The organism is Haloplanus rubicundus (genome assembly GCF_003342675.1).
Lineage (GTDB): Archaea > Halobacteriota > Halobacteria > Halobacteriales > Haloferacaceae > Haloplanus > Haloplanus rubicundus.
In genome coordinates this window covers 1564801-1587769 of the sequence record NZ_CP031148.1, presented here as the reverse complement: position 1 = coordinate 1587769, position 22969 = coordinate 1564801, and the positions used below count along the sequence as shown (strand labels likewise).

Sequence of the window (22969 nt, the reverse complement as noted above, 5' to 3'; positions counted from 1 at the left end):
TCGGCTGTAACTGTTTCGAGATATGCGTCACCCCGGAAGGGCGGATATCTCGATTGACTTACAGCCGGCAGTAAGGCGAGCGTCGCGGACGACCGGAATCCGCACTATTTAGGCGACGCGCGCCGACCGAACGGACGCAATGAGCGATATCGAAACTATCACCGTCAGCGACGAGGGCTTCGCGTGTGTCAACCAAGTCGGCGACTTCGAGTTCACGGTCGACGCCACCGACGAGGAGGGACCGAACCCGAACGCGGCGCTCGTGGCGACGTACGCCTCCTGTTTCCTTCCGGCGTTCCGTGTCGGCGGTCAGCAGCGCGACCACGACGACCTCGGCAAGGTACAGATCGACGCGAGCGCCGACCTCGACGAGAACGACGACCTCGCGTCCATCCACTTCGCGATCCACGTCGAGGCCGACGTCGACGACGAGACGCTCGACGAGATCGTCGAGCGGGCGGAGGGGATCTGTCACGTACACACCGCGCTCCGTGAGGGGCTGCACGCGGACATCGACGTGTACGGCGACGCGTTCTGAGCGGCGAGTGGGTCGCCAGCGCCGCCGCTCCCGGGCGACGAGCGGCGTCGTCGAAGGAGGTTCAGCGGCGGTACCAGCGGTAACTCATCGCACGGCCGTCGACGATGACGACCTCTTGTCCTTCGGTCGTCGGCTCGTCGGCGCCGTCGTCGACGTCTTCCATCTCGTCGCGAAAGACGTACGGGCTGTCACTCGATGACATACACCACGGTAGGCGCCCACACATAAATAAAGTTACGTCAGACGCGTCAGCGCGGCTGTCTGGGACGATCCGTGGGACGTAATTGTCCTCTAGTGAGAACGACACCGTGCTTTCTTGTGGGAAATCGCCATCGTGTGCAGTAGCGGGAATGGTTCGGAGACACACGACCGACGGCGACCGCGGGTGGATCGGGACGGAACGACTGCCGCGGACGCGTGGACGGGGAGCGCCGTGAGCGGACACGGGGAGCGGGCGCCCGAGGCCAACCTGGGCCTCCTCGACGCGACGATGATCGGCATGGGGGCGATGATCGGCGCGGGGATTTTCGTCCTGACGGGACTGGCGGCCGAAATCGCGGGACCGGCGGCCATCCTCGTGTTCGCCCTCAACGGCGTCGTCACCGCCTTCACCGGCCTCTCCTACGCCGAACTCGCCGCCTCCATCCCCAAGAGTGGCGGCGGATACGCCTTCGTCCGGGAGGTGTTCGCCGACCTCCCCTCGTTCGTGATGGGGTGGATGCTGTGGTTCGCGTACATGATCGCCGGCGGCCTGTACGCGCTGGGCTTCGCTCCCAACTTCCTCGAACTCCTGCACGTCTACGACCTGACGCCGGCGCCGGATCAGGTGGGTGCAGTGGCGCTCCCGGTCGTCGACGCCGCCGTCCCCGCGGCCGTCGGCCTCGCGTTCGTCGCCGTCCTCGGGTTGGTCGTGCTGAACGCCATCTCGACGGCGGCGAGCGGGAGCGTCGAGACGATTTTCACGCTGATCAAGGTGAGCATCCTCGTCGTCTTCGTCGCCTTCGGTGCCACGTCGCCGATGTTCACGAGCGCCGAGTTCCAGCCGCTGTTCGCGGACGGCGGCGGCCCACTCAGCATCCTCCCCGCGATGGGGTTGACCTTCATCGCCTTCGAGGGGTACGACCTCATCACGACGGTGACGGAGGAGGTGAAAAACCCTCGCGAGAACATCCCGAAGGCCATCTTCGTGAGCCTCGCGGTGACCGTCGTCGTCTACCTCGCGGTGGTGAGCGTCGCGGTGGGGACCCTCGGCGCCGACGGCCTCGCGGCGGCGGGGGAAGCCGGTATCGCACAGGCGGCGACGGAGTTCATGCCGACGGGCCTGCCGGTCATTCGGAACGGGGGCGCGATCATCGTCTTCGGTGCCGTCTTCTCGACGCTGACGGCGCTGAACGCCGTCGTCATCGCCTCCTCGCGGGTGGCGTTCTCGATGGGTCGGGAGGACCAACTGCTCCCCTCCTTCGGCCAACTCCACCACCGCTACGGGACGCCCTTCGTCGCCATCCTCGCGAGCGGAGTGGTGATGCTCGGCTCCGTCGCCCTCCCGACCCAGAGCGCCGGCAACATGTCCAGTCTCTTCTTCCTCCTCTCCTTTATCGTCGTGAACGGCTCGGTCATCAAACTGCGACGGGAGCGTCCCGACATGAACCGGCCGTACAAGATGCCGTACTACCCGATTCCACCGGTCCTCGGCATCGTGCTCAACCTGATCCTGACTGGCGTGCTGGTGGAGTATCTGCTCCGGACGGACGTGCTGGCGCTCGGGCTCAGCGCCGGTTGGATCGCACTCGGCGTCGTGGCCTACGCCGTCTACACCCGGCTGGGAGCGGACGAAAGCGCGAGCAAACCGACGGGTGCCGACGAGACGGCACCACAGACGGACGACTGATCACCATGACCCTCGACATCATCATCGCTGGCGGTGGACGTGTCGGCTTCGAAACGGCGGCCCTCCTCGATACCCGCGGCCACGACGTGACGGTCGTCGAATCGGACGGCGACCGCTGTGACGCGATGGCCGACGAGTACGTGGCGACGATCATCCGCGGGGACGCCTCCAACCCCGACATCCTCCGGCAGGCCGACGTGGCGGGAAGCGACGTGATCGCCGGCCTCACCGGCCTGCCGGGGCTGAACCTCGCCATCTGCATGGAGGCGGCGGAGCTGAACCCCGAGATTCGGACGGTCGCGCGCATCACCGAGCGCGATCAGGAGGGGTACGAACGCTTCGTCGGCGAGACGGTCTTTCCCGAGGGCGCCGGCGCCCGGGTGGCGGCGAACGAAATCGAGGGAAGCGACGTGCGGACGCTCGCGGACGTGACGGGCACGCTCGACATCATGGAGATTCGGGTCGAGGAGGGCGCGCCGGCCGCGGGGAAGGCGCTTCGCGATGTTCGCTTCCCCGCCGGAACGCTCGTTATCTCGGACGACGACGGGGAGCGTGTCGCGCGCCCGGAGACGACGCTCGCGCCGGGGAAACGCTACGTCATCGCGGTCGAACCTGACGTGGCCGACGAAGTGATGAACCTCCTGCGGGGCTAGAGAATCGTCGCCACGTCGGCCAACGAGTCGAGGACGTAGTCGGGCTGGACGTCGCTCCGCTCCAGATCGCGGTCGTCGGTGACGCCGGTGCGGACGAGGGCCGTCGTCATGCCCGCGCGTTCGCCGAGGGCGATGTCGGTGTCGAGGCGGTCGCCGACGACCAGGCAGTCGGCGGGCGGGAGGCCGAGGCGCTCGCGGACGACCCGCTGGGCCGGTTCGGAGGGCTTCCCGAGCATCACGTCCGGATCGCGCCCGACCACGCCCGCGACGGCGTTGATGATCGCCCCCGATCCGGGCAGGTCGCCCTCGGCGGCGGGGATCACCATGTCGGGATCGGTGCCGACGAGCGTCACGGCCTCGTCGTCGCAGGCGCGGAGCGCCGCACAGAGCCGGTCGTAGTCGAAGGTGCGGTCGATGGAGACGACGACGGTGTCGGCACGCGCTTCGTCGGCGACTACGGACAGGCCGGCGTCGGTCAACTGGTCGACGAGAGCGTCCTCGCCGACGACGAAGAGGACGTCGTCGGCGTGGTTGTCGGCGAGATAGTCGGTCGTGATCGTTCCCGCGGTGACGATTTCGTCGGGGTGGGCGTCGAAGCCGGCCCGGCGGAGCCGCTCGGCGTACGCGGGCGGGCGCTTGGTCGGGTTGTTCGAGACGAACAGGCGACGGAGGCCGGCCCGCCCCAGTCGGTCGAGGCCCTCGGCGGCACCCGGGATCGGTTCGTCACCACGCACGACCGTTCCGTCCACGTCGAGGACGACTCCGCGGTAGGTCATCGAGGGCGATAGGGACGGGGGACAGTTGAACTTCGCGCTCGGCCTGAACCCGATTAACGGCCGATTAGCCAGCGCAAGGCGTCATTAGCTAACCCGGTACGTCGAGAGTATCCGGACGACCCAGAGGGGACATCGTCCCGATCCGGGAGCGTGACCATGACAGACGACTTCGAACTCACGAGGCGGAAGGCCCTCGCCGCCCTCGGCACCATCGGCGTGGCGTCGGCCGGCGCGGGACTCGGAACGAGCGCGTACTTCAGCGACCAAGAGACGTTCCAGAACAACCAGTTGACCGCCGGCGAACTCGACATGAAGGTGAGCTGGGCGGAACACTACAGCGACTGGAGCGCGGACGAGGCCGAGTTCGCCCGCATGGAGGACGGGGAACTGGTCGTCGACGACCGCGAGGGGTTCATGAACGCCACGCTCGAGGAACAGTTCCCGGACGACGAGACCCGGCAGGCCATCGAGACCGGCGACGCCGATCCCTGCGAGGTGCTGGCGGACGTGCCGGACGACCTCGACGGGCCGGTGATCAACATCGAGGACGTGAAACCCGGCGACTTCGGCGAGGTCACCTTCGACTTCGCGCTCTGTGACAACCCCGGCTACGTCTGGTTGAACGGCTCGCTCCGCGACGCGAACGAGAACGGACTGACCGAACCCGAGGCCGACGACCCCGACGAACAGGACGGCGTCGTCGAACTCTTAGACGAGATTCGGGTCACGGTCTGGTACGACGACGGCGACAACGTACTGGAGGACCCCGAGACCATCGTCACGGATCGGGAGTTCGAACCGAACCCCATCTCGGCGTCCATCGCCGTCTCCGGCGACGACCGCATCGTCACGCAGGGCACGCTCCGGGAGGTCCTCACGCAGCTCTCGATCGGGAACGGAATCCCGCTGGACGCGAATCCGACCTCCGACGGCCGTGACTGCTACACGAACTCGCCGACGATCCACTATATCGGCTTCCTGTGGGAACTGCCGGTCGATCACGCCAACGAGATTCAGTCCGACTCGGCCACGTTCGACCTCGGCTTCTACACCGAGCAGTGCCGGCACAACGACGGCGTGGGGTTGGCGACGGACCTCGAAGCGTACTACCCGCTGGACGGGAACGCGAACGACGCGAGTGGGAACGGATACGACGGCAGCGTCGTCGGGGAGGTATCGTACGCGAGCGGGCAAGCGGGGCAGGCGGCATCGTTCGATGCCACGGACTACGTTGAGGTTCCGGGATTCATCGACGCGAGCGCCGTTCAGAGCCGATTCGCGTGGGTGAAACCGCTCGACGGAATCGACGGTGCCTATCCCCGCGTGTTCCACCAGAACAACGCCTTCGAACTCGGATGGAAGCAGGGCAGCAACGAATGGGGTGTCTACAACGGGAACGACTGGTTCACGTTCGCCACGGCGCCGAGCGGTGAGTGGCAACACGTCGGCGTCGTGTGGGACGGGACGAATCTGATCGGATACAAGAACGGACAGGCCTTCCAGCTTGGCACCGCCGGCAGTTCAAGCTCGACCGCACCGATCAGGATCGGCGCGAACCCTTCGCCGAGCGGAGACAAGTTAGCCGGCCAGATCGACGACGTGCGCATCTACTCGCGCGCGCTCTCGGCGGCCGAGGTGCAGTCGCTCTACGACTCGGCCTGAGGGCCATCACCAAACCAAAGAGCCATTTGGACGCCGCCCTACGGTCCGATACCGTGACGAACACGCAGTTGACGCTCGTTCAGATCGACAACTACGGGCCGTGGACGGTGACGCCGGAACCGCGCCGCGAGATGGACCTCCAGACGCTCCAGTCGCGACTGTTCGCGGACCTCGCACAGTTCGTCGGCCACCGGGGCGGCTACGCCTTCTTCACCCGCTTCGACAACATGGTCGCCGTGACCAACGGCCTCGACCTCGACGACCACCGACTCCTCCAGGAGTCGACGGGCAACCGCTACCCCGTCACCGTCAGCCTCGGAATCGGCGTCGACCCGAACCCCGCCGTCGCGCTGGAGCGGGCGACGGAGGGGTTGCAAGGCGCCGGGAGCGCACAGGACGGCGACCGGCGCGAGGTGTTGAGCGGAACGCCGGTGACGGAGCCCTCCGGCGACGACGTCTCCATCGCCCACTTCGACGTGAACGACGCGACCGAGAAGTACACCGACCAGCTCAACGAGTTCGACTCGTTCATCCAGATCGAACAGGGCTACGCGGCGCTGATGCGGTACCTCCGCGAGGAGCACGGCGGCCTCTCCTTTTTCGTCGGCGGCGACAACATCATCGCCGTCACGCCCGACATGGCCGTCGCCGACTACCGGGCGGCCATCGACCACGTGGAAGAGACCGTCGGCGTCGACCTGAAGGTCGGCGTCGGGCAGGGCGAACACGCCCACGCGGCGGGGATGGCGGCGAAGCACGCCCTGGAGGAGTGTCGACACCACGGCACCGCGGTCGAACTGGGCGGGGCGGCGGGAGAAGTCGAGAGCGAGTAGCCGTCTCGATCCGGTCTACGCCTCGATAGCCGGTTCGTCCACGTCGAAGTTCTGCGCTTCGAGGGCGTCCTCCATCGCGGTCAGGAGACACGCGACGTTCTGCCGGCGGGCGGAGTAGCCCATGCAGCCGATCCGCCAGATGTCACCTTCGAGGGCGCCGAGGCCGCTCGCGATTTCGATGTCGTACTCGTCCATCAGGAACTCGATGACGGCCGCGTCGTCGACGCCGTCGGGCACCTCGATGGAGTTGAGGCTGGGGAGCCAGTACTCCTTCTCGGCGGCGGGTTCGAGGCCGAGGTTCTGGAGGCCCTCGCGGAGTTCACCCGCGACGGCGCGGTGGCGCTCCCAGCGGTTCTCCAGACCCTCCTTGGCGACGAGGCGGAGCGCCTCGCGGAGACCGTAGAAGTTCGTCGTCGGCGCGGTGTGGTGGTAGTTACGCTCGTCGCCCCAGTACTCCATGACGAGGTCGAGGTCGAGATACCAGGAGCCGGTGTCGTCGTCACGGTTCTGAATCTTCTCGCGGGCGCGTTCGCCGATGGTGAGCGGCGTCGCACCGGGGGTACAGGAGAGACACTTCTGGGGACTGCCGTAGGCGGCGTCGATGCCCCAGTCGTCGACGTGGAGTTCGACGCCCGAGAGGGAGGTGACGCAGTCGGCGATGGTGATGGCGTCGTGGTCGTGGGCGATGTCGGTCAGGTCGGAGACGTTCGGCTGGCGGACGCCCGTGCTCGTCTCGGCGTGGATGAAGCCGAACACGTCGGGCTGGTGTTCGTCGAAGGCGTCGGCCACGTCGGCGGGGTGGAGGGGTTCGCCCCACGGCGCATCGACGGTCACCACGTCACCGCCGGCGCGGCGGGCGATCTTCCCCATCCGGTCGCCGAAGTAGCCGTTGGTGGGAACGAGCATCGTGTCGCCGGGTTCGACGATGTTACCGATGGCCGTCTCCATCGCCGCGGTGCCCGTCCCGCTGGTCGCGAGGGTCCACTCGTTGTCCGTCTGGAACGCGTACCGCAGGAGCTCCTGGATGTCGTCCATGATCTCCAGGAACGAGGGGTCCATGTAGCCAAGTGCCTGTGTCGACATCGCGCGAAGGACGCGCGGGTGAATCATACTCGGGCCGGGACCCATCAGAATACGTGACGGTGTATCGAGTTCGCTCGTCTCCGGTGGACTTCTCATGTGTTTGGTCAAGGCCGAGCGGGATAAAAATCTGCGTGTTCGTGGCAATATATTGTCGAAGGGGTAGTTCGACGATTGTGGTGTGTGACCAATACCCGTGTTCACAACAGTCGTGGGACGAGCCGTCGCCAGCCAACGGTCAGGACGACGACGACGACGTAGGCGCCGACGAGGGAGCCGACGAAGTAGAGACCCAACTGTCCGAGCGGCATCGATTCCGCGGAGACAGCGGCGCTGACGCTGTAAGCGAGCGCGAGGGCGTGGTGGTACCAGCTCAGAAACGGGGACGACCCTCGGTCCGTCGTGGACGGCCGGTCGGCGGGGCCAGCCGTGTCGGGTGACGCCATACGGCGTATCCGGCACCCGGACGCAAAAGCGGTGCGACCGGTCGAAGCCGTTCGGTCGGTACAATTTTGTCTTCGCACATACACAATCGACGGTGTGTTTCGGTGTTCCGCCGAGGACCGGAGCGTCGCACCGGTCATCGCGGTGACGTTGCTCGTCGCACTCGTCGTCGTACTCGCCACGACGGTGTCCGGGTTCGTCCTCACGAACGAGACGGACGTGCCCCCGCCCGCCCCACAGATCAGCGTCTCACACACGACGGTCCCCGACGGGGACGAGCGGACGGTGGCGGTCACCCTCGACGCCGGCGACGCCGTGGCCACCGACCAACTCTACGTGGCCGGCTCGAAACCATTGGATATCGGAGGGCCGCCCGGGAGCGCCATGGCCGCGGACGACGGGGACGCCAGCGCCCGGGAGAACTTCGCCGAAACCGCGGCCGGCGACCCACAGGTCAGTATCGGTGCGCAGTGGGAAGCCAGCGAGACGGTGTATCTCGACCCCAAGGGGTCGGCCGACGGCGTGACGATCGAGATTTACTGGAACACCGAGCCGGTGCAGGGTGACGATCCCGGGACGGTGACGGGCGACGACGCCTACCTGATCGCGGAGTTCAGGGTCTGAAATGGGGTCGAATCTGGCTCGGTACGGGACTGCTGCCCACCGGTGGTTCGCCGTGAGGAAATGGTGTCGAAGGGATTCTGAACCACGGTCGCAGCAAGCTGCTTCTGCCGCTCACGGAGTCGTTCGCGGCAGGAAATGGGGTCGGAGGGATTTGAACCCCCGATCGACTGATATCTCCGGTTACGCCTCGGTACTCCAGAGGGTCGTCGTCGCGCGGCGATGATCAGTCGCGCGCTCGGTATATCAGTCTGGAGTGTCGTCACCGGGCGTTGCCTCTGGAGTCAGTCGCCATGCCGGGCTTGGCCACGACCCCTCGACAACTCCTTATCCGAAGGGCGGTAAAGGGATTTCGGTTATCGGTCGGTGGCCGACCAGTCGCACTCCTGGCATTTGTAGCCCGTGATCAGTTCCGTGACGGAGGGCATATACGCGACGGCGAGGACGTCGCCGTCGCAGTCCGGACACTGGCGGTCGGCGTCCTCGATGGCGTCGGCCTCCATGGGCGGGTCGCCCTCGATCAGTTCGGCCAGGCGTTCGGCGGTCACCATCCGACCCTGCACGACGCGGTTCGTCATGATGTGACGGTGGGTGTGGAGACAAGTAAGCTCTGTGTACGACGCCGCTCCGTCGGGGGTGACGACCGGTAGATTTTGATACTATGGAACGGTATGGACCGGTACGGATAGATAACCATGCACGGTGGCGTACGCGGCCGACACGGTGATGGGGTGGAGAACCGGTGACTGCGCCGTACAGCTACGACGGGATGTTGCCGCTGGGACCGGAACGGGGCTCCGAGTACGTCTGTTCGCGGTGTGAGTCGACGTTCGACGACGACCACTATCTCTGTCCGGTCTGTGGAACGCTTACACTCGAACGTCGATCAGTGACGGAGTCCTGACGGCCGGGGGAGTCGGCAGAACTATTTTTCTGCCACTCGTGGGATGTCGATAGCCGGATCGACTCGGCGCAGTCATGACCTCGTCACCACCCCACATCCTCGTCGTCGAGGACGAAACCGAACTGGCCGAACTGTTCGCCGAGTGGCTTTCGGAGGAGTACGACGTCGAGGTGGCGACGGATGGGGAGACGGCGCTGGAGCTGGTCGACGACGACACCGACGTGGTGTTGCTCGACCGACTGATGCCCGGGCTCTCGGGCGACGAGGTGCTGGAATCGATCCGGGAGCGCGGCCTCGACTGCCGGGTGGCGATGGTGACCGCAGTCGAACCCGACTTCGACGTTCTCAGTATGGGCTTCGACGACTACGTCGTCAAACCACTGTTCCGGGCGGACATCCAGCGACTCGTCCGGGGACTGCTCGAACGCGACGCGTACGACCGACAGCTCTCGGAGCTGTTCTCGGCGGTTTCGAAACTTGCTGCGCTCGAATCCCACAAGGAGCCGGACGAACTGGCCGACAGCGATGAGTACCAGCAACTCAAAGCGGAGCTAGAGCGAACTCGCGAGCGGGTCGAACAGCTCGAGGCGGACATGAACGAGGAGGACTTCGAGGCCGTCTTCTACGACTTCGACCGGATCGACCTGTGACGACGGTGCTGCTATCGGCCGATCCGCCACCGCGTTTCGAGAGACGTACCAATCGGCATTTGTTTCGGGACGTTGACAACCCACTGTATGGTACGAACCGACCCGTGTACGACCCTCCCGCCGTCACCCGTCCTCGACCGACCCGCGACTCGACAGTCGACTCACTGGCCGCCCGAACCGGGAGATGATGGGCGATGAGCGTGAGCAACACGCAAGCGAGCGATACCCTGCTGAGCCTCCCGGAGAACCCGATGGGCTACGTGGCGATCCTACTCGCGGCGGTGACGGGGGTGATCCACCTCTTCCTGGCGCCGCAGGTGATCGGCTTCAGTCAGACCCTCGCCATCCTCTTTGGCCTCAACGGGGCCGGGTTCGTCGGTGGCATCCTCGTCTACCTGACCCGGTACTGGCGCCGTGAACTCTACCTCGTCGCCGCCGGCTACGCCCTCGTGACGGTGCTCGCCTTCTTCGCGTTCCAGGGCTTCGGCGTCGACGCCTTCTACCGACAGGGGAGTCTGAACACGATGGCCGTCGTCTCCAAAGCCGTAGAGGGCCTGTTCGCCGTCGTCGCCGCGTATCTCTACACGAGCACCGACGCCTAGGTGTCCGGGCCGTCGAACACCTTGCCGGGGTTCATGATCCCCGCCGGATCGAGCGCCTTCTTGATCGAGCGCATGGCGTCCACCGCGGCCTCGCCGTGTTCGGCGACGAGGTAGTCCTGCTTGCCGAGGCCGATGCCGTGCTCGCCGGTCGACGTGCCGCCGAGTTCGATGGCGCGCTCGACGATTTTGCGGGACACCTCCTTCCCACGGGCGACGTGGTCCGGGTCGTCTTTGTCCACCATCACCGCGTAGTGGAGGTTACCGTCGCCGGCGTGGCCGAAGCAGGGGATTAGGAAGTCCTCCGCTTCGGCCAGTTCCTTCGCGTAGCGGATGATGCCCGGATACTCGCTGATGGGGACGGTCACGTCGCCGGGTGTGAGCGGCGAGAGGTGCTTCTCGTACGGTTCGAGGGCCTCGGCGAGTTCCCGGCGCGCCGCCCACAGTTCGTCCATCCCGCGGTCGTTCTCGGCCACCTCGAAACTCGTCACGTTGTGGGCTTCGAACACCGACCGGCAGAAGTCGATCTCCTCCTCGATGCCGTGGTTGGCGTGGAACTCGACGAACACCATCGGCACGTCGGGGAGGTCGGTGTCGAGATGCGCGTTCGACATCGCGGCGCTCAGGCGGTCGATGAGTTCGATTTTCGCCACGTCGACGCCCGAGCGGACGGCGTCGAAGACGGCGTTGGCGGCGTCGTCGAGCGTCTCGAAGTGGGCGCGCCCGCCCCGAACCTGCGCGGGTCGCCCGGCCAACTTGATCGTCACCCGGGTGATGACCCCGAGGGTGCCCTCGCTGCCGACGATGATGTCGCCGAGGTCGTAGCCACTCGACGTCTTGACCGCGCGGCTTCCGGTCGTGATCACCTCGCCCGTCGGGAGGACGACCTCCATCCCCAGCACCCAGTCGCTCACCTCGCCGTATTTTACGGTCTTCATCCCGCTGGCGTCGTTGGCGAGCATGCCGCCGATGGTCGAGATGGCGCCGGAAGAGGGGAGCGCGGGGAGGAAGAGCCCGTGTTTCGCCACCGCCTCGTTCACGTCGTCGCCGAGGATGCCCGGCTGGACGTCCACCTGCAGGTCGTCCGGGCGGACGTCCAACACGGCGTCCATCCGCGTCATGTCGAGCGTGATCCCGCCGTGGATCGGGACGGCGTTGCCCTCCAGGCTCGTGCCCGCGGCGTAGGGCGTGACGGGGACGCCGTGTTCGGTCGCCGCCCGCATGATCGACGCCACGTCCGCCGTTGACTCCGGCCAGACGACCACGTCGGGGCGGACGCCGTCCTCGCGCGCCGTCCCCCAGTCGTGGGAGCGCTGCTCGCGGTCGGCGTCGGCCACCGAAATCTGGTCCGGGTCGAGTCCCAGGTCGTCGACGAACGTGGTATCGTGGTGCATGCTTCGACCCAGCGTGGGCGCGAGTATAGACTTGTTGCTCGACGGGCGACCACGGGACGACGATATCGCCCGTGAAATCGCTCGGCCGATACGGCCACGAACGCGCCCGAAAGTCGATAGTTCGAATCTCATCGCCGATAATCGGCCAGTTCGCTTTTATGCATCGATGCCCTCCCAACCTCAATGGCTCGGTCACGCGTCCCCCGGCTGTACCGGTTCGTGCGCGACCGAACTGCGCAGGCCGAACCGATCGGCGTGGTGCTCGTCCTCGGCCTCGTCCTCGCTTCGACGACGGTCGTCGTCGCGTTCGGATCGGCCGCCATCGGCGACGTGCAGTCTCGGTCCGAACTCGACCGGGCGGAGAACGGGATGACGCTGCTCGACTCCCGACTCTCGACCGTGGCGCTCGGCGATTCCGAGACCCAGAGTGTCGACCTCCCCACGACGAGCGGCGGGTACACCGTCGATCCGGACGCGGGGACCATCCGCATCGTCCACCGGAACTACGACGGCTCCAACGACGCGACGCTGGTTCCGAACACGTCGCTCGGCGCCATCGTCTACCGGAGCGACGGAGCGTCCATCGCGTATCAGGGCGGCGGTGTCTGGCGGTCGTACGAAGACGGGTCGGCGCAGATGGTCTCGCCACCCGAGTTCCACTACCGCCGCGGGACGCTCACCTTCCCGCTCGTCCGCATCGAGGGCTCGGGGAGCGCGACCGGGAAGGCGACGGTGAGCGCGCGGTCGCCCGGTCAGGGGACGCCGGTGTATCCCGACGAGGCGACCTACCCCAACGGCGCCAACTACTCGAACCCGGTCGAGAACGGGACGGTCGAAGTCATCATCGACAGCGAGTACGCGGATGCGTGGGGGTCGTACTTCAGCACGCGGACCGACGGCAACGTCTCTTATCCGAGTTCGAACACCGTCGCGGTCGAACTCATCAGCATCGGGACGCTCGGCGACTTCCAGATGCCGCCGGAGACGCAGGGTATCACCGTCCGCGGGATGGACAGCGGCCACTCGCTACAGGACTTCTCGTTTACCGTCCGTCCGCAGGACACCGAAGAGTCCTCTTTCGCGAACCTCGACTGGTCGCTCTACGCCCAGCAGGGCCAACGGCAGTTCGAGATTCACGTCGGCGGCAACGGCGTCAACGACTGTAACGAGGACGTGGCGCTCTCCTTGTACTACAGCGACGACGGCGGCGACACCCACCACGGCTGGTACAGCGACGACTACCTCGAGACCGAGTGTGGCGAGGTGAACGGCAAGCCGGCCGACGGCGACGAGATATGGGTCGACGTCGACCTCACCCCGCCGAACGGGACGGCCGATCTGAACTACGAGAAGGTGAAAAACGACAACGTCCACTTCAAGTCGGGATCGAAGACGCTCGCGAGCGACGCGAAATTCGACGATCACCCGCCCGACCCGGGCGTCACCTACACCAGCGGGGACGACGAGGACCTGACCTTGCTCACCCGACATTACTTCGCGAAGATAGGGCCCGGCTTCGACCTGATCGTCGCCGACGGTAACAACGCTGGAATCGGCGAATCCGGCTCCTCGGGCTACATCTACTACGACGGGAGCGGCAAGGTCGTCACCTATCTCCACATCACGAAACACAACGTGACCGCACAGGTCAATTGATCCGAACCCTGATCGTCGTCTGTGCGACGTGGAGGTTGTCGGTCTCGAACGAACAGGAGACGGTTCCGGAGCCGTCGAGCGAGTCACAGGTCGCGCCGGGCATCCCCTCCAGTTGCGCCTCGAAGTAGCGTTTCCAGGCTTCCGCGCGGCGCGGCGTAGTTTCGACGACGACGGTCACCGCGTTCGACGGCTGGGTGTGTGAAACTACGGCGGTACTGCCCCGGACGCTCCGGACGAGCACGGTCGTCGACCCGGAGCGACGCTGGACGGCCCCAGTCACGGATTCGAGGGTCACGTAGTGGATCACCGTCCGGTTCTCGCCGAACTGGAACGGGGGCGCGCGACGCATCGCGGCGCCACCGCGGTCGACGCGGAAGACGGCACCGAGTTCGTAGACGACACCCCGCGAGAGGTCGTTGCCGTCGCCCGACGTACCTAGCGTGATCGACCGGGACTCCGTGGTTCCAACGGTCGTCCCGTCCGACAGCGAGACGTTGGTGTCGGAGGACTCCCCGAGCGTCAGCGTGGTCTCCGCGAGTTTGATCTCCGTCGCCCGCGACGGTGCGCCGCCGTGGGCGATGTCTCGCTGGTTGTCCGCGAGCACCTCGAACGCCCGCTCGCCGTTGTCGATCCGTTCCGCGTTGCGGGCGTCCTGCAGGCTCCCGAGGCCGACGACCGTGACTAGCCCGACCGACGCCGTGATCAGCGAGAACACGAGGACGAAACTCAACACGTCGCTGACGGCGCGTTCGTCAGTCATTCCGCACCTCCAGGGTACCCGCCGCGGGGTCGTACTCGGCGATCATCGTCCCGCCAGTGACGGACGTCTCCACGACCGGGACGCTCGTCCGAACCGTGACGTTGATCGCCACGTTCGACCGCCCGGTCGTCAGCGCGAGGCGGTACCGGTACGAAGGGGCGGTGCCGTCCACCTCGACCACGTCGATCAGATACGATTCGCTGGCGACGCGCGAGGGTACGTCGATCCGGAGCCGGACGTCACAGGAATCACAGTCCGAGAGGCGGCCGGCGCTCGCCAGGTCGTCGGCGACGGTCTGTCCGATCACCTGCAGTTCGATCCGCGCGGACTGGTCGCGCTGATCCTCCATCAGGCCGCCGCCGGCGACGAGCAGGCCGGAGACGAGGACGGCGGCGATGCCGAGCGACAGGACGTAGCCGAGCGCCGTCGACGTGGCGCGGCGGTCGCGGCGCATCACGGCGGACACGCCCCCGTGTCGTGAATCTCGCTGACGCGGCGGTCCGACGTCCCGTCGGTCACCGTGCCGTTGACGTAGTACGCCAGCCCACTCGGCACGTCCTTGAACGACGCCGACCCGTTCGGCGACAGGCCGGACGAGTCGGCGTAGACCGTCCCGTTGGTCACGTAGGTGACCCGAAGGTCGACGGAGTCGACGTCGGCGTTCGGATCGCTGGTTTGCCAGCCGACGTCGAAATCGTTCCCCGACTGCGTGACGTTGAACGTCGTGAAGGTGGGTCCGGTGGCCGGCTCGCCCGCCTCGTCGGGCGCCGCCCGGACCGTCCGCCGGTAGTCGAGGTCCTGTGTCGCGACCCCGATTCGCGCCGTCGCGGCGTAGATGGCCGGCGTCGTGTACGGGTCGTCGCCGACCGTCGTCGCGTACGTCGGCGGCGACGGGGGCGTACACTGCCCCGGGAAGTTGGCCGTGTCGACGGCGGTCCGGAACCCCTCCGAGTGGCGGTCGACGACGAACGAGTAGGTGGCGTCGATGCCATCGCCGTTCGACACCGACACGTCGACGGTCCCCGTCGGGCGGGCGTCGGCCAGCGGCGGGCAGTAGTCGCCGTCGACCCGGCCGGCGCCGATATCGACGTGCCCGCGCGTCAGTTCACAGGTGCCCCGGCCCACGACGCGGACCTGCGGCCCGCTCCCGTCGTCCTCGACGACCACGTCCTGTGCGGTGCCGTCGTCGATAGTGATGGTCGTGTCGTCGGGCGAGTCGACGGACGAGAGCGTGACGTTCAGCCGGAAGCGCCGAACCGACGAGTCGGTGGCCATCGTCCAGTCGCCGTCGCCGTTCCGGTCGACGATGCCGGTGCTCGCGTTCGCGTCGACGATACGGGTCCCCTGCTGGACGCCCGCGCGGTCCACGTCCCCCGCCAGCCCGTCGGTCGCGGAGTAGTTCGCGAGCGTCGGGATCCAGTCGTCGGTCGCCGCGCGATACGCGTCGCGACGGTCGGCGAAGCCAGTCACGTTCCGCCGGTTGGCGTATTCGACGGCGCCGCCGAGGCCGTCGACGACGGACGCCCGGAACGTCTCGGCTTTCTCGACGTCGGCGTGGGTCTGGCGCGTCGCCAGGTTCTCCGTGTAGATGACCGAGTTGAGCAGGAGGCTCAGCGAGAGGAAGATGACGGCGAGCGCGAGCGCGCCCACGAGGAGCAGCTGTGCGCGGCTCCGCTCCCCGGTCACATCCGCCACACCACCACCTCCACGCGGACGACGTTGTACAGCCCCGTCGACGACTCCGGCGGGATCAGGGCGTCGTAGGTGGTCGACTCGTTGACCGTCGTGTCGGTCGGCGTCTCGTTCGCGTCGTAGAGCGGGTCGTCGTCGTAGAGCATCACCGTCGTCGCCGCCGTGGCCGCGTTGTCGCTCGGCTCGCCGCGGTAGATGAACCGCTGGCGTGCGAACGACCCCGTGTCCGCGGTGTACGTGAAGTAGACGTTGAAGGCGACGCCGCGCGCCTCGAAGGTGTCGAGGAGCATCCGGCCGAGCGTCGTCCGTTCGACTTCGGCGTCGGTCGTGTACCCGCCGCCTGAGGTGCCGTGGAGCGTCCCGTTCGTCTCGTCCCAGTAGGTGACGGCGGCGTCGAGCGCCCCGTTCTCCCGGGCCGCGTCGAGGACGCCCGCGGCCGACGCCTGCTGTTGGTTCTCGATGTGCTGGCTGGCCGTACTCGCCGACAGCGGGGTGACGGCCGTCACCTGCAGGGCGAAGACGACGCTCGCGAGGACGACGATGCCCGCGGCGATTGCCTCCAGCGTGTGAGCCTGTGCGCGCACGGTTACCACATCCTGACGACGACGGTGGCGGTGGTTCCGTCGACGTAGACGACCCGTCGCCCGATCACCGACGCGCCGTCGGGGGGAAGGGAGTCGCCCGCATCGAGCGTGAACCCACTCGAACAGTCGTCGGTGTCGCTCACGTACACCCGCGTGCCGTCGGAGCAGACGGGGTTCGCGGTGCCGTCGTCGGCGCCGACGACGGTCACGTTGGCGTGGTGGCCCGCGGAGAGGCCCACCTGCTCGGCGAAGGGAGCGGCGTCGTCGAAGGCACAGCCGGTGTCGGTGTCGTCGGCGTCGAAAAAGGCAATCGTACAGCGGCGGTCGAGGGTCGCGCCGCCGTCGCCGTCGCCGTCGTCGAGGAGGTCGTAGACCACCGTGTCCGCGACGCGGTCGATACCCGCGAGCTCCTCCTGAGGACCGTCCGCGAACGGCTGGAAGATGCCGGGGACGAACGCGACGACGAAGGCGACGGTGACGAGGAAGACGCTCGTCCCGATGGCGAAGTCGATCGTGGTCTGGGCGCGGTTGCGGTGACGGCCACCCTCGATCATCCAACCACCAGCCACACGGCCAACGCGATGGTCTGCAGGATCACCACGAACTTGACGCCGGCCATCAGCTTCGCGGTCCGGATGTAGCCGCTGATGACCCCCGAGAGGATGGCCTGTAGGGTGACGGCGTGGAAGAAGAGCAAAGAGAGCAGCTGGGTGTCGATGCCGCCGCCGAACTGCGAGGACCCGCCGCCCCCGCCGCTGCTGCCCGCCTGCTCGGTCAGCCCCGCCATCACGTCGAGGAACTGCGTCTTCAGAATCGCCATCACGCCCAGCAGCGTGAGGTAGGTCATCAGGATGATCGCCACCTGCATCCGGGTGCGCGACCGTCGCTCGCGTTCGATGTCGTCCTGGTTCTCGCTGGCCTGGGCGGCCGTGGTCAGGACTTGCGTGATCTGACTCGACGCCTCCTGGGCCTTGCTGATGAGCTTGACCGTCCGGGCCAGCCGCGGGATGTGGTACTTGTTGTTGAACTCGACCAGCGCCGTCCGCAGACTCATGCCGTAGTTCACCTTCGCGTAGAGCACGTCGAACTCGTCGGCCAGCTTCCCGGACGACGTCTCGGCGACGGTGTTCACCGACTCCAGCAGCGTCTGTCCCGTGTCGTTCGCGCTCGACAGTTTGCGGAGGTTGTCGGACAGCTTCCCCGTGATGGCCGCCCGCGACCGGACGTTCCACTCGTGGAAGACGCCGAGGGGGACGAGCGTCAGGTAGAGCGGGACGTAGATCCACACGAACGTCCCCCAGACGGGTGCCTGCACCATGCCGGCCCACGTCGTCGGCGCCGCACCGCTGACGGCGGTGAACGCGACCAGCACCAGCGCTGCCGGAACGGTCAACACCAGCGTGAACAGTGGGTTGTCGCGGAAGAAGACGTGTGGCTGCCGCAGGAGCTGTTTCGTCCGGAACGCCCCTTCGCGGGATTTGATGCGGTCGAAGATGCCGAACTCGCCGACGTAGCTCTCGATCAGCCCGAGGTGAAAGAGGCCGCCACGGGTCGTCTCGGCGCCGCGGCCGCCATCGTCCGACGGGTCGAGGTAGCCGTCGCCCGGTTCGTCCTGTTTCACCGTCGAAACGAGCACCAGAAACATCGCGCCGGTGATCGGGATGAGACCGTACACCGTCGCGTACAGCATGAACGACTGGGCCTCCCCCAGCATACTCATGATGACGAGGATGATGATCAAGAGGAGCGGGAACAGCGAGAGCGTCATGTACATCTCGCCGAACAGTTCGAGGGTGTCGAGCGTGACTTCCTGTTGCTGTTTGGCGGTCCGCATGTGTTTGTCCTTCTTGTCGGAGAGAAACGCCTGCATGTTCCCGCCGGAGTTGACGATAGAGAGCATATCCGTCAGGAACTGCGAGAGGTCGTCGCTCGGCGTCTCGATGGCCTGTTGCTGGATGGCGTTGCGGTAGTCGGTGCCGAAATACTCCGTCTCCTGGACGATGCTCTGGAACTCGTAGGCCACCTCGCCGTACGTGTCGTCGGCTTTCGCCATCGCCTCCAGAATCTCCAACTGGTTGAGCCCCCCGACCGACAGGGCGTACATGAAGGAGATGGAGTCGGAGAGGAGCATGTTGATCTCGCGTTCCCGCGACGACGCCCGCGAGTAGGGGATGGCGATCAACGTGCCGAAGCCCGTGACGAAGCCGAACGAACCCATGACGAGGCCGATGATGGCGATAGCGGCGGGCACCTTGATCAGGTCGATGAACGCGACGACCGCCTCGTTGGGAATGCGCGCCCCCGTCGAGAACAGTTCGGGGGAGACGAGGCCGAACGCGAAGAGGCTGTAGCCGACGAGCGTGCCGAGCGCCCACAACACGCCGCCGAGGAGCACGCCGACGGCGAGCGCCCGCGAGAGGTAGAGTTCGACCGTCGTCGCCATCCGAGCCTGGACGAGTTTCGTCTCCACCTCGCCGACGAAGTCGCCGTCGCCGTCGAACAGCCGTCGGTAGAGGGGGTAAAACAGGTCGCCGAGGCTGTCGACGCCGCCGTTCAGTCCACGGCCGGTGTCGAGGCTCACGTCACTCCTCCTCGTCCGCGTCGGTCACGTCGCCGAAGCCCCACTCGTCCATGTCGGCGGCCGACTCGTCGTCGCCGTCGTCGAGCGAGTCGTCGGTCGACGCTTCGTTCGTCTCGCCGTCGTCGAGCGAGTCGTCGGGCGATGCTTCGTTCGCCTCGTCGGTCGACGCCTCGTCCACGTCGGGCGAGCCGTCCCCGTCCGCCGGCTCTTCGGCCGCGTCGGCGAACGACTCGTCCGCCGGCTCCTCGGCCGCATCGGCGAACGGCTCGTCCGCCGGCTCTTCGGCCGCGTCGGCGCCGGACGTGGACGACCCCCAGTCGAGGTCGACGTCGGCGCCCGACTCGTCGGTCGGCCCGTCGTCGAAGGAGATGTCGAACCCGTCGTCGCCGGACGACGCGCCGGCCGTGGGGTCGTTTCCGGTGTCCGACTCCGCGTCGAACGGTGACTCGTCGAGGTCGACCGTTCCCGCGGCGTCGTCGCCCCCGTCGGCGTCGGCGCCCGCGTCGTCGAATTCCGGTCCACCCTCGCCGCCGGCCTCGGCCGACGAGGGCGGCGTAGAGGGCGAGGCGGTCACGTCCGCGGCGGTGTCCACGTCCGTGAGCGCCGCGTCGATGCCCGGCACCGCCTCGCCGCGATACTCCTCGAACAGTTCCGTCTCGGCCCGGTCGAGGATGTCCGCACACAGCTCCAGTCCCGCCTCGTTCGGATCGGGACGGGGCACCATCGCCTCCTTCTCCGGATCGATGTCGATGAGGACCGACTCCATCTCGCGGAGGTCTTCCAGGCTGCGTTCGAGCTGGTCGTTCGCCATCAGCGCGAGGATGGTCTCCTCGTCGTTGATAAAGGCCTGGACGGTGGCGGCGACCTGCGTGTACGTGTTGAGACCGTTCTCGATGAGGTAGGCGAGGACGGCCTCGCGCTTGAACAACTCTTCTTCAAGGGTCCCACGAGTCCACCCGCGGTCGAACCGAATCTCGTCCAACGTGTTCGAGTTGCTCATCCGGAGGAACTCGTCGGTCTCGGCCTGCCATTGGTAGACGTCTTGGACGTTTATCTCGTCGTTTTCCGCGTCGTAGAAGTTGATCTCGGTGAGGTTCTTGTTCCGGCGAACCTTCCGGCCGCCCACCCTGGTCTGGGTCTGGATCGACACCAGGTCGAGCGCCGAGAACATCGTCTTCGAGACGTTGATCGGCTCCGTGGTGAACCGCTTGAGCACCTCGCCCACGCTGTCGGCGTGGAACGTCGTCAGCGTGGTGTGCCCGGTGGACATGACCTGGAAGAGGGTGCGGCCCTCCTCGCCTCGAATCTCGCCCATGACGATGTACTCGGGCCGCTGGCGGAGTGCGGCCTCCAGCAGGTCGAACTCGTCCACGTCGCCCTGTTCGTCGTCGGAGAAGGAGGGTCGAGTCACGGAGGCGACCCAGTTGCGCTGGGGCAGTTCCACCTCGCGGGTGTCCTCGATGGAGACGATTTTGGAGTTCGAGGGAATGAACAGGGAGACGGCGTTCAGGCTGGTCGTCTTCCCGGACGCGGTCCCGCCGGCGAAGATGAGCGACTTGTTGTTCTCGATGGCGAGCCACAGGTAGGCCATCTCCTCCAGCGAGAACGTCTTCCAGTTGATGAGGTCGACGGGGGTGAAGGGAACGTCCTTGAACTGCCGGATGGTGTAGTTGGTGCCGTGGTCGGAGACTTCCTTGCCGAGGGTGAGCTGGGCGCGGGAGCCGTCGGGGAGGGTGGCGTCGACCTGTGGCCGTCGCTTGCTGATCCCCTTGCCCGATCGCTGGGCGAGTTTGACGACGAAATCGTCGAGTTCGTCGTCGCCGTGGTAGATGTTCGAGATGATCTGTTCGTAGTCGCTGTGGTAGACGAAGACGGGGGAGTGGTAGCCGTCACACGAGATGTCCTCGACGTTGATGTCGTGTTTGATGCCGTCGATGCGCTCGTAGCCGATGAAGTCCCGCTTGAGGAAGTAGAGCAGTTTCTCGACCTGGTACTCCGAGAGGTGATCGGCGTCCTCCTCGACCAGCGCGGGTTCGGGGCGGACGCTGAGTCCCGACAGCTCCTCGTCGACGTCTGGCGCCGGCCGCCAGCCGAGACGGGAGAGGAGCCGTCCGGCCGTCCCGTCGGCGCTCTCGACGCCGAGTTGGGTGGCGATGGTGTCGAGCAAGCCGCTCCCCGACGTCTTCGAGTAGAGGTCGTACCGTTCCAGCAGCGCGTACGTCTCGTCTTTGATCACCCGTTCGCGCTCGTCGAGACCGCCCGCAACCTCGACGTCGGCGTATTTGATCGCGTTCTGGAGTTTGGCCCGCAGAAATTCGAGCAGGTCGTCCTCGATGGGCGTCGTGTGAGGTTGGACCACGTAGTATTTCTTCTCGTTTTCCTTGCGGGACTGGAAGATGACGACGTAGGCGTAGGGTTTGTTCACCCAGTAGCGGTCGATCTCCCGGAAGTGGAGCTTCTTCTCCATCGGCACCGTCTTCTCCAGGTCGTACCGGTTGGTGACGGTCGTGGCGCCGAACTCCGTCTCGAAGAAGGCGTCCTCGTCGAGGGCCTCGTCCACGTCGACCGTCCGCTCGTCGACGACGGTGTCGAGCTCCGCGGCGAGATTCTCGCCGAACGAGAGGACGTTCTCGGTCTTCTCGGGGTCGAACCCGAGGGTGTCGCTGGGATCGAACGGAACCGCCTCCCCCTGCCCGTCCGTCGGTGGAGTGCCGTCCGCGTCGTAGTGGAACTCCCGCTTGTAATCCTCCCACGTCCAGAGTCCCTTGACGACCGGCGGCGCGCCGTCCTGCACCCGCGAGACGGCGGCGTCGAGCCGGGTCGCTGCCGCCTTCCCGGCGGCGAGCGAGTCGGAGAGTGCCGCCGGATCGACCGCGTCGTCCCAACCGACGGCGGCCGCGCCGTCGAACCCCTCGGAACCGGAGTTCTCGGCGTCGTCGATAGCCATTGCACGATTCAAGATTGTCGCAGATATAAACTCTGGTGGCCGATCTAGACGGATGATAATTGGAACGACGTAGCTGTGACAATCTCGAACGTTTTTTGAAGGGGTATCCCATACCGGACGCCACGACCGAACCATGACATTTAGTCGCAGGAAGATCGTCGCGGCCGCTGCCGGTATGGTTGGCTCACTCGCGGGTTGTGCTGGTGGCTCCGGCGGCGGTGACGGCGGTGGTGGCGAGGCGACGGCGACCGAGACGGACACGCCCGAACCGACGGCGACGCCGACGCCGACGCCGACGCCGACGCCGTCCGGGCCACCGGAGGACGCCCCGACACAGACCATCACCGTCGAGAACAAGACGTTCGTCCCGATGGTGGCGGAGGTCGAACCGGGGACCGTCGTCGAGTGGGTGTACGAGGGCATCGGCTCCCACAGCGTCACGTCGATGTCGCCGTCCAGTTCGGAGAGCGGCCGAACCGCGTGGAACCCGGATATCGCCTCGGACTGGGAGATGAACGAGGACATCAGCAGCGAGCCGGTCAGCCACTACTTCCCCGAATCCGGTGTCTACGAGTACAAGTGTTCGTACGACTTCGGGCACATCGGCGGCTGTGCGGCCGTCGTGGTCGGCGATCAGGACTACGACCAAGAGATGCTGCCCTGCGAGCCGCAGTAACCGGCCAGTTCCTTTTCCGCCGTCGCGTCGG

The 22969-nt window shown here is 66.4% G+C and carries 24 protein-coding genes and 1 tRNA gene; 11 read left to right on the top strand and 14 right to left on the bottom strand.

Annotated elements, in window-relative coordinates:
• The first annotated feature begins 139 nt into the window (after positions 1-139).
• Positions 140-538: an OsmC family protein gene (locus tag DU484_RS08990; protein ID WP_114585734.1), complete on the top strand. Its 399-nt coding sequence runs from the start codon at positions 140-142 to the stop codon at positions 536-538.
• Between the two features lie 61 nt (positions 539-599).
• Here the strand turns inward: DU484_RS08990 and DU484_RS19985 are convergent, their stop codons facing one another.
• Positions 600-740, bottom strand: a complete 141-nt coding sequence (locus DU484_RS19985) for a hypothetical protein (RefSeq protein WP_157969314.1) — start codon at positions 738-740, stop codon at positions 600-602.
• Positions 741-1028: 288 nt separating this feature from the next.
• Here DU484_RS19985 and DU484_RS08985 point away from each other — a divergent pair, with 288 nt between their 5' ends.
• Positions 1029-2426: an APC family permease gene (locus tag DU484_RS08985; protein WP_394338760.1), complete on the top strand. Its 1398-nt coding sequence runs from the start codon at positions 1029-1031 to the stop codon at positions 2424-2426.
• A complete protein-coding gene (locus tag DU484_RS08980) occupies positions 2426-3079 on the top strand; it encodes a potassium channel family protein (protein WP_114606754.1) in 654 nt (217 codons plus the stop codon). The genes DU484_RS08985 and DU484_RS08980 overlap by 1 nt, the downstream gene beginning before the upstream one ends.
• Here the strand turns inward: DU484_RS08980 and DU484_RS08975 are convergent.
• A complete protein-coding gene (locus DU484_RS08975) occupies positions 3076-3855 on the bottom strand; it encodes an HAD-IIA family hydrolase (protein WP_114605742.1) in 780 nt (259 codons plus the stop codon). The two genes, DU484_RS08980 and DU484_RS08975, sit on opposite strands and share 4 nt — an antisense overlap.
• Before the next feature lie 156 nt (positions 3856-4011).
• On the opposite strand from DU484_RS08975, the gene DU484_RS08970 reads away from it, so the two are divergent.
• Positions 4012-5517, top strand: coding sequence for a LamG domain-containing protein (locus DU484_RS08970; RefSeq protein WP_114605741.1), 1506 nt, complete (start codon positions 4012-4014; stop codon positions 5515-5517).
• Positions 5518-5570: 53 nt separating this feature from the next.
• Entirely contained in the window at positions 5571-6350 is a 780-nt protein-coding gene (locus DU484_RS08965; RefSeq protein WP_114585730.1) for a GTP cyclohydrolase IIa, read from the top strand.
• Positions 6351-6365: 15 nt separating this feature from the next.
• Here the strand turns inward: DU484_RS08965 and DU484_RS08960 are convergent, their stop codons facing one another.
• Complete coding sequence (locus tag DU484_RS08960; protein ID WP_114605740.1) at positions 6366-7529, bottom strand: pyridoxal-phosphate-dependent aminotransferase family protein; 1164 nt, start codon at positions 7527-7529, stop codon at positions 6366-6368.
• 101 nt (positions 7530-7630) lie between these two features.
• Entirely contained in the window at positions 7631-7876 is a 246-nt protein-coding gene (locus DU484_RS08955) for a hypothetical protein (protein WP_114585728.1), read from the bottom strand.
• 94 nt (positions 7877-7970) lie between these two features.
• On the opposite strand from DU484_RS08955, the gene DU484_RS08950 reads away from it, so the two are divergent.
• Positions 7971-8498 (top strand): type IV pilin, encoded by a 528-nt coding sequence (locus DU484_RS08950; protein WP_187347794.1) that lies wholly within the window; start codon positions 7971-7973, stop codon positions 8496-8498.
• Positions 8499-8634: 136 nt separating this feature from the next.
• Here the strand turns inward: DU484_RS08950 and DU484_RS19530 are convergent.
• Both DU484_RS19530 and DU484_RS08945 read right to left on the bottom strand, forming a co-directional pair.
• Positions 8635-8811, bottom strand: a tRNA-Trp gene (locus DU484_RS19530).
• A gap of 40 nt (positions 8812-8851) precedes the next feature.
• Complete coding sequence (locus tag DU484_RS08945; protein WP_114605739.1) at positions 8852-9073, bottom strand: DUF5795 family protein; 222 nt, start codon at positions 9071-9073, stop codon at positions 8852-8854.
• Between the two features lie 164 nt (positions 9074-9237).
• Between DU484_RS08945 and DU484_RS19525 the strand changes: the two genes are divergently transcribed.
• The 3 genes from DU484_RS19525 (at position 9238) to DU484_RS08935 (ending at position 10651) form a co-directional block, all read left to right on the top strand.
• Positions 9238-9399, top strand: coding sequence for a hypothetical protein (locus DU484_RS19525; protein WP_157969299.1), 162 nt, complete (start codon positions 9238-9240; stop codon positions 9397-9399).
• Positions 9400-9473: 74 nt separating this feature from the next.
• Positions 9474-10049, top strand: coding sequence for a HalX domain-containing protein (locus tag DU484_RS08940; RefSeq protein WP_114585684.1), 576 nt, complete (start codon positions 9474-9476; stop codon positions 10047-10049).
• A 194-nt stretch (positions 10050-10243) separates the two neighbouring features.
• Complete coding sequence (locus tag DU484_RS08935; RefSeq protein ID WP_114585683.1) at positions 10244-10651, top strand: DUF7475 family protein; 408 nt, start codon at positions 10244-10246, stop codon at positions 10649-10651.
• On the opposite strand, the gene DU484_RS08930 is transcribed toward DU484_RS08935, so the two are convergent.
• Positions 10648-12042, bottom strand: a complete 1395-nt coding sequence (locus DU484_RS08930; protein WP_114605738.1) for an FAD-binding oxidoreductase — start codon at positions 12040-12042, stop codon at positions 10648-10650. The genes DU484_RS08935 and DU484_RS08930 overlap by 4 nt on opposite strands.
• A 183-nt stretch (positions 12043-12225) precedes the next feature.
• Between DU484_RS08930 and DU484_RS08925 the strand changes: the two genes are divergently transcribed.
• A complete protein-coding gene (locus tag DU484_RS08925; RefSeq protein ID WP_114605737.1) occupies positions 12226-13698 on the top strand; it encodes a DUF7289 family protein in 1473 nt (490 codons plus the stop codon).
• Here DU484_RS08925 and DU484_RS08920 read toward each other — a convergent pair.
• Genes DU484_RS08920 through DU484_RS08890 form a run of 7 tightly spaced genes read right to left on the bottom strand, consistent with a single transcriptional unit; the run spans position 13691 to position 22262 of the window.
• Complete coding sequence (locus DU484_RS08920) at positions 13691-14458, bottom strand: DUF7289 family protein (RefSeq protein WP_114585680.1); 768 nt, start codon at positions 14456-14458, stop codon at positions 13691-13693. The genes DU484_RS08925 and DU484_RS08920 overlap by 8 nt on opposite strands.
• Positions 14451-14912 carry a DUF7266 family protein gene (locus tag DU484_RS08915; RefSeq protein WP_114605736.1) on the bottom strand — a complete coding sequence of 154 codons (462 nt, stop codon included), beginning with the start codon at positions 14910-14912 and terminating at the stop codon, positions 14451-14453. Before DU484_RS08915 ends, DU484_RS08920 begins: the two co-directional genes overlap by 8 nt.
• Positions 14912-16153, bottom strand: coding sequence for a DUF7261 family protein (locus DU484_RS08910; RefSeq protein ID WP_114585678.1), 1242 nt, complete (start codon positions 16151-16153; stop codon positions 14912-14914). The genes DU484_RS08915 and DU484_RS08910 overlap by 1 nt, the downstream gene beginning before the upstream one ends.
• Positions 16141-16743 carry a DUF7288 family protein gene (locus DU484_RS08905; protein ID WP_187347793.1) on the bottom strand — a complete coding sequence of 201 codons (603 nt, stop codon included), beginning with the start codon at positions 16741-16743 and terminating at the stop codon, positions 16141-16143. The genes DU484_RS08910 and DU484_RS08905 overlap by 13 nt, the downstream gene beginning before the upstream one ends.
• Entirely contained in the window at positions 16737-17288 is a 552-nt protein-coding gene (locus tag DU484_RS08900) for a DUF7287 family protein (protein ID WP_114585676.1), read from the bottom strand. The genes DU484_RS08905 and DU484_RS08900 overlap by 7 nt, the downstream gene beginning before the upstream one ends.
• On the bottom strand, positions 17285-19315 hold the full coding sequence (locus tag DU484_RS08895) for a type II secretion system F family protein (RefSeq protein ID WP_114585675.1): 2031 nt from the start codon (positions 19313-19315) through the stop codon (positions 17285-17287). The genes DU484_RS08900 and DU484_RS08895 overlap by 4 nt, the downstream gene beginning before the upstream one ends.
• Position 19316: 1 nt before the next feature.
• Entirely contained in the window at positions 19317-22262 is a 2946-nt protein-coding gene (locus DU484_RS08890) for a type II/IV secretion system ATPase subunit (RefSeq protein WP_316043107.1), read from the bottom strand.
• Between the two features lie 175 nt (positions 22263-22437).
• Here DU484_RS08890 and DU484_RS20395 point away from each other — a divergent pair, with 175 nt between their 5' ends.
• The gene (locus DU484_RS20395) at positions 22438-22938 is read left to right on the top strand and encodes a cupredoxin domain-containing protein (protein ID WP_114585674.1); all 501 of its coding nucleotides are present in this window, start codon (positions 22438-22440) and stop codon (positions 22936-22938) included.
• Positions 22939-22969: the final 31 nt, after the last annotated feature.

Coding starts and splice junctions, on each gene's coding strand:
- DU484_RS08915 (WP_114605736.1), bottom strand. CDS start 14,912: ATGCGCCGCGACCGCCGCGCCACGTCGACGGCGCTCGGCTACGTCCTG.
- DU484_RS08930 (WP_114605738.1), bottom strand. CDS start 12,042: ATGCACCACGATACCACGTTCGTCGACGACCTGGGACTCGACCCGGAC.
- DU484_RS08955 (WP_114585728.1), bottom strand. CDS start 7,876: ATGGCGTCACCCGACACGGCTGGCCCCGCCGACCGGCCGTCCACGACG.
- DU484_RS08890 (WP_316043107.1), bottom strand. CDS start 22,262: ATGGCTATCGACGACGCCGAGAACTCCGGTTCCGAGGGGTTCGACGGC.
- DU484_RS08935 (WP_114585683.1), top strand. CDS start 10,244: ATGAGCGTGAGCAACACGCAAGCGAGCGATACCCTGCTGAGCCTCCCG.
- DU484_RS08945 (WP_114605739.1), bottom strand. CDS start 9,073: ATGACGAACCGCGTCGTGCAGGGTCGGATGGTGACCGCCGAACGCCTG.
- DU484_RS08990 (WP_114585734.1), top strand. CDS start 140: ATGAGCGATATCGAAACTATCACCGTCAGCGACGAGGGCTTCGCGTGT.
- DU484_RS19985 (WP_157969314.1), bottom strand. CDS start 740: ATGTCATCGAGTGACAGCCCGTACGTCTTTCGCGACGAGATGGAAGAC.
- DU484_RS08960 (WP_114605740.1), bottom strand. CDS start 7,529: ATGAGAAGTCCACCGGAGACGAGCGAACTCGATACACCGTCACGTATT.
- DU484_RS08970 (WP_114605741.1), top strand. CDS start 4,012: ATGACAGACGACTTCGAACTCACGAGGCGGAAGGCCCTCGCCGCCCTC.
- DU484_RS08925 (WP_114605737.1), top strand. CDS start 12,226: ATGGCTCGGTCACGCGTCCCCCGGCTGTACCGGTTCGTGCGCGACCGA.
- DU484_RS08985 (WP_394338760.1), top strand. CDS start 1,029: ATGATCGGCATGGGGGCGATGATCGGCGCGGGGATTTTCGTCCTGACG.
- DU484_RS08920 (WP_114585680.1), bottom strand. CDS start 14,458: ATGACTGACGAACGCGCCGTCAGCGACGTGTTGAGTTTCGTCCTCGTG.
- DU484_RS08900 (WP_114585676.1), bottom strand. CDS start 17,288: ATGATCGAGGGTGGCCGTCACCGCAACCGCGCCCAGACCACGATCGAC.
- DU484_RS08940 (WP_114585684.1), top strand. CDS start 9,474: ATGACCTCGTCACCACCCCACATCCTCGTCGTCGAGGACGAAACCGAA.
- DU484_RS20395 (WP_114585674.1), top strand. CDS start 22,438: ATGGTTGGCTCACTCGCGGGTTGTGCTGGTGGCTCCGGCGGCGGTGAC.
- DU484_RS08975 (WP_114605742.1), bottom strand. CDS start 3,855: ATGACCTACCGCGGAGTCGTCCTCGACGTGGACGGAACGGTCGTGCGT.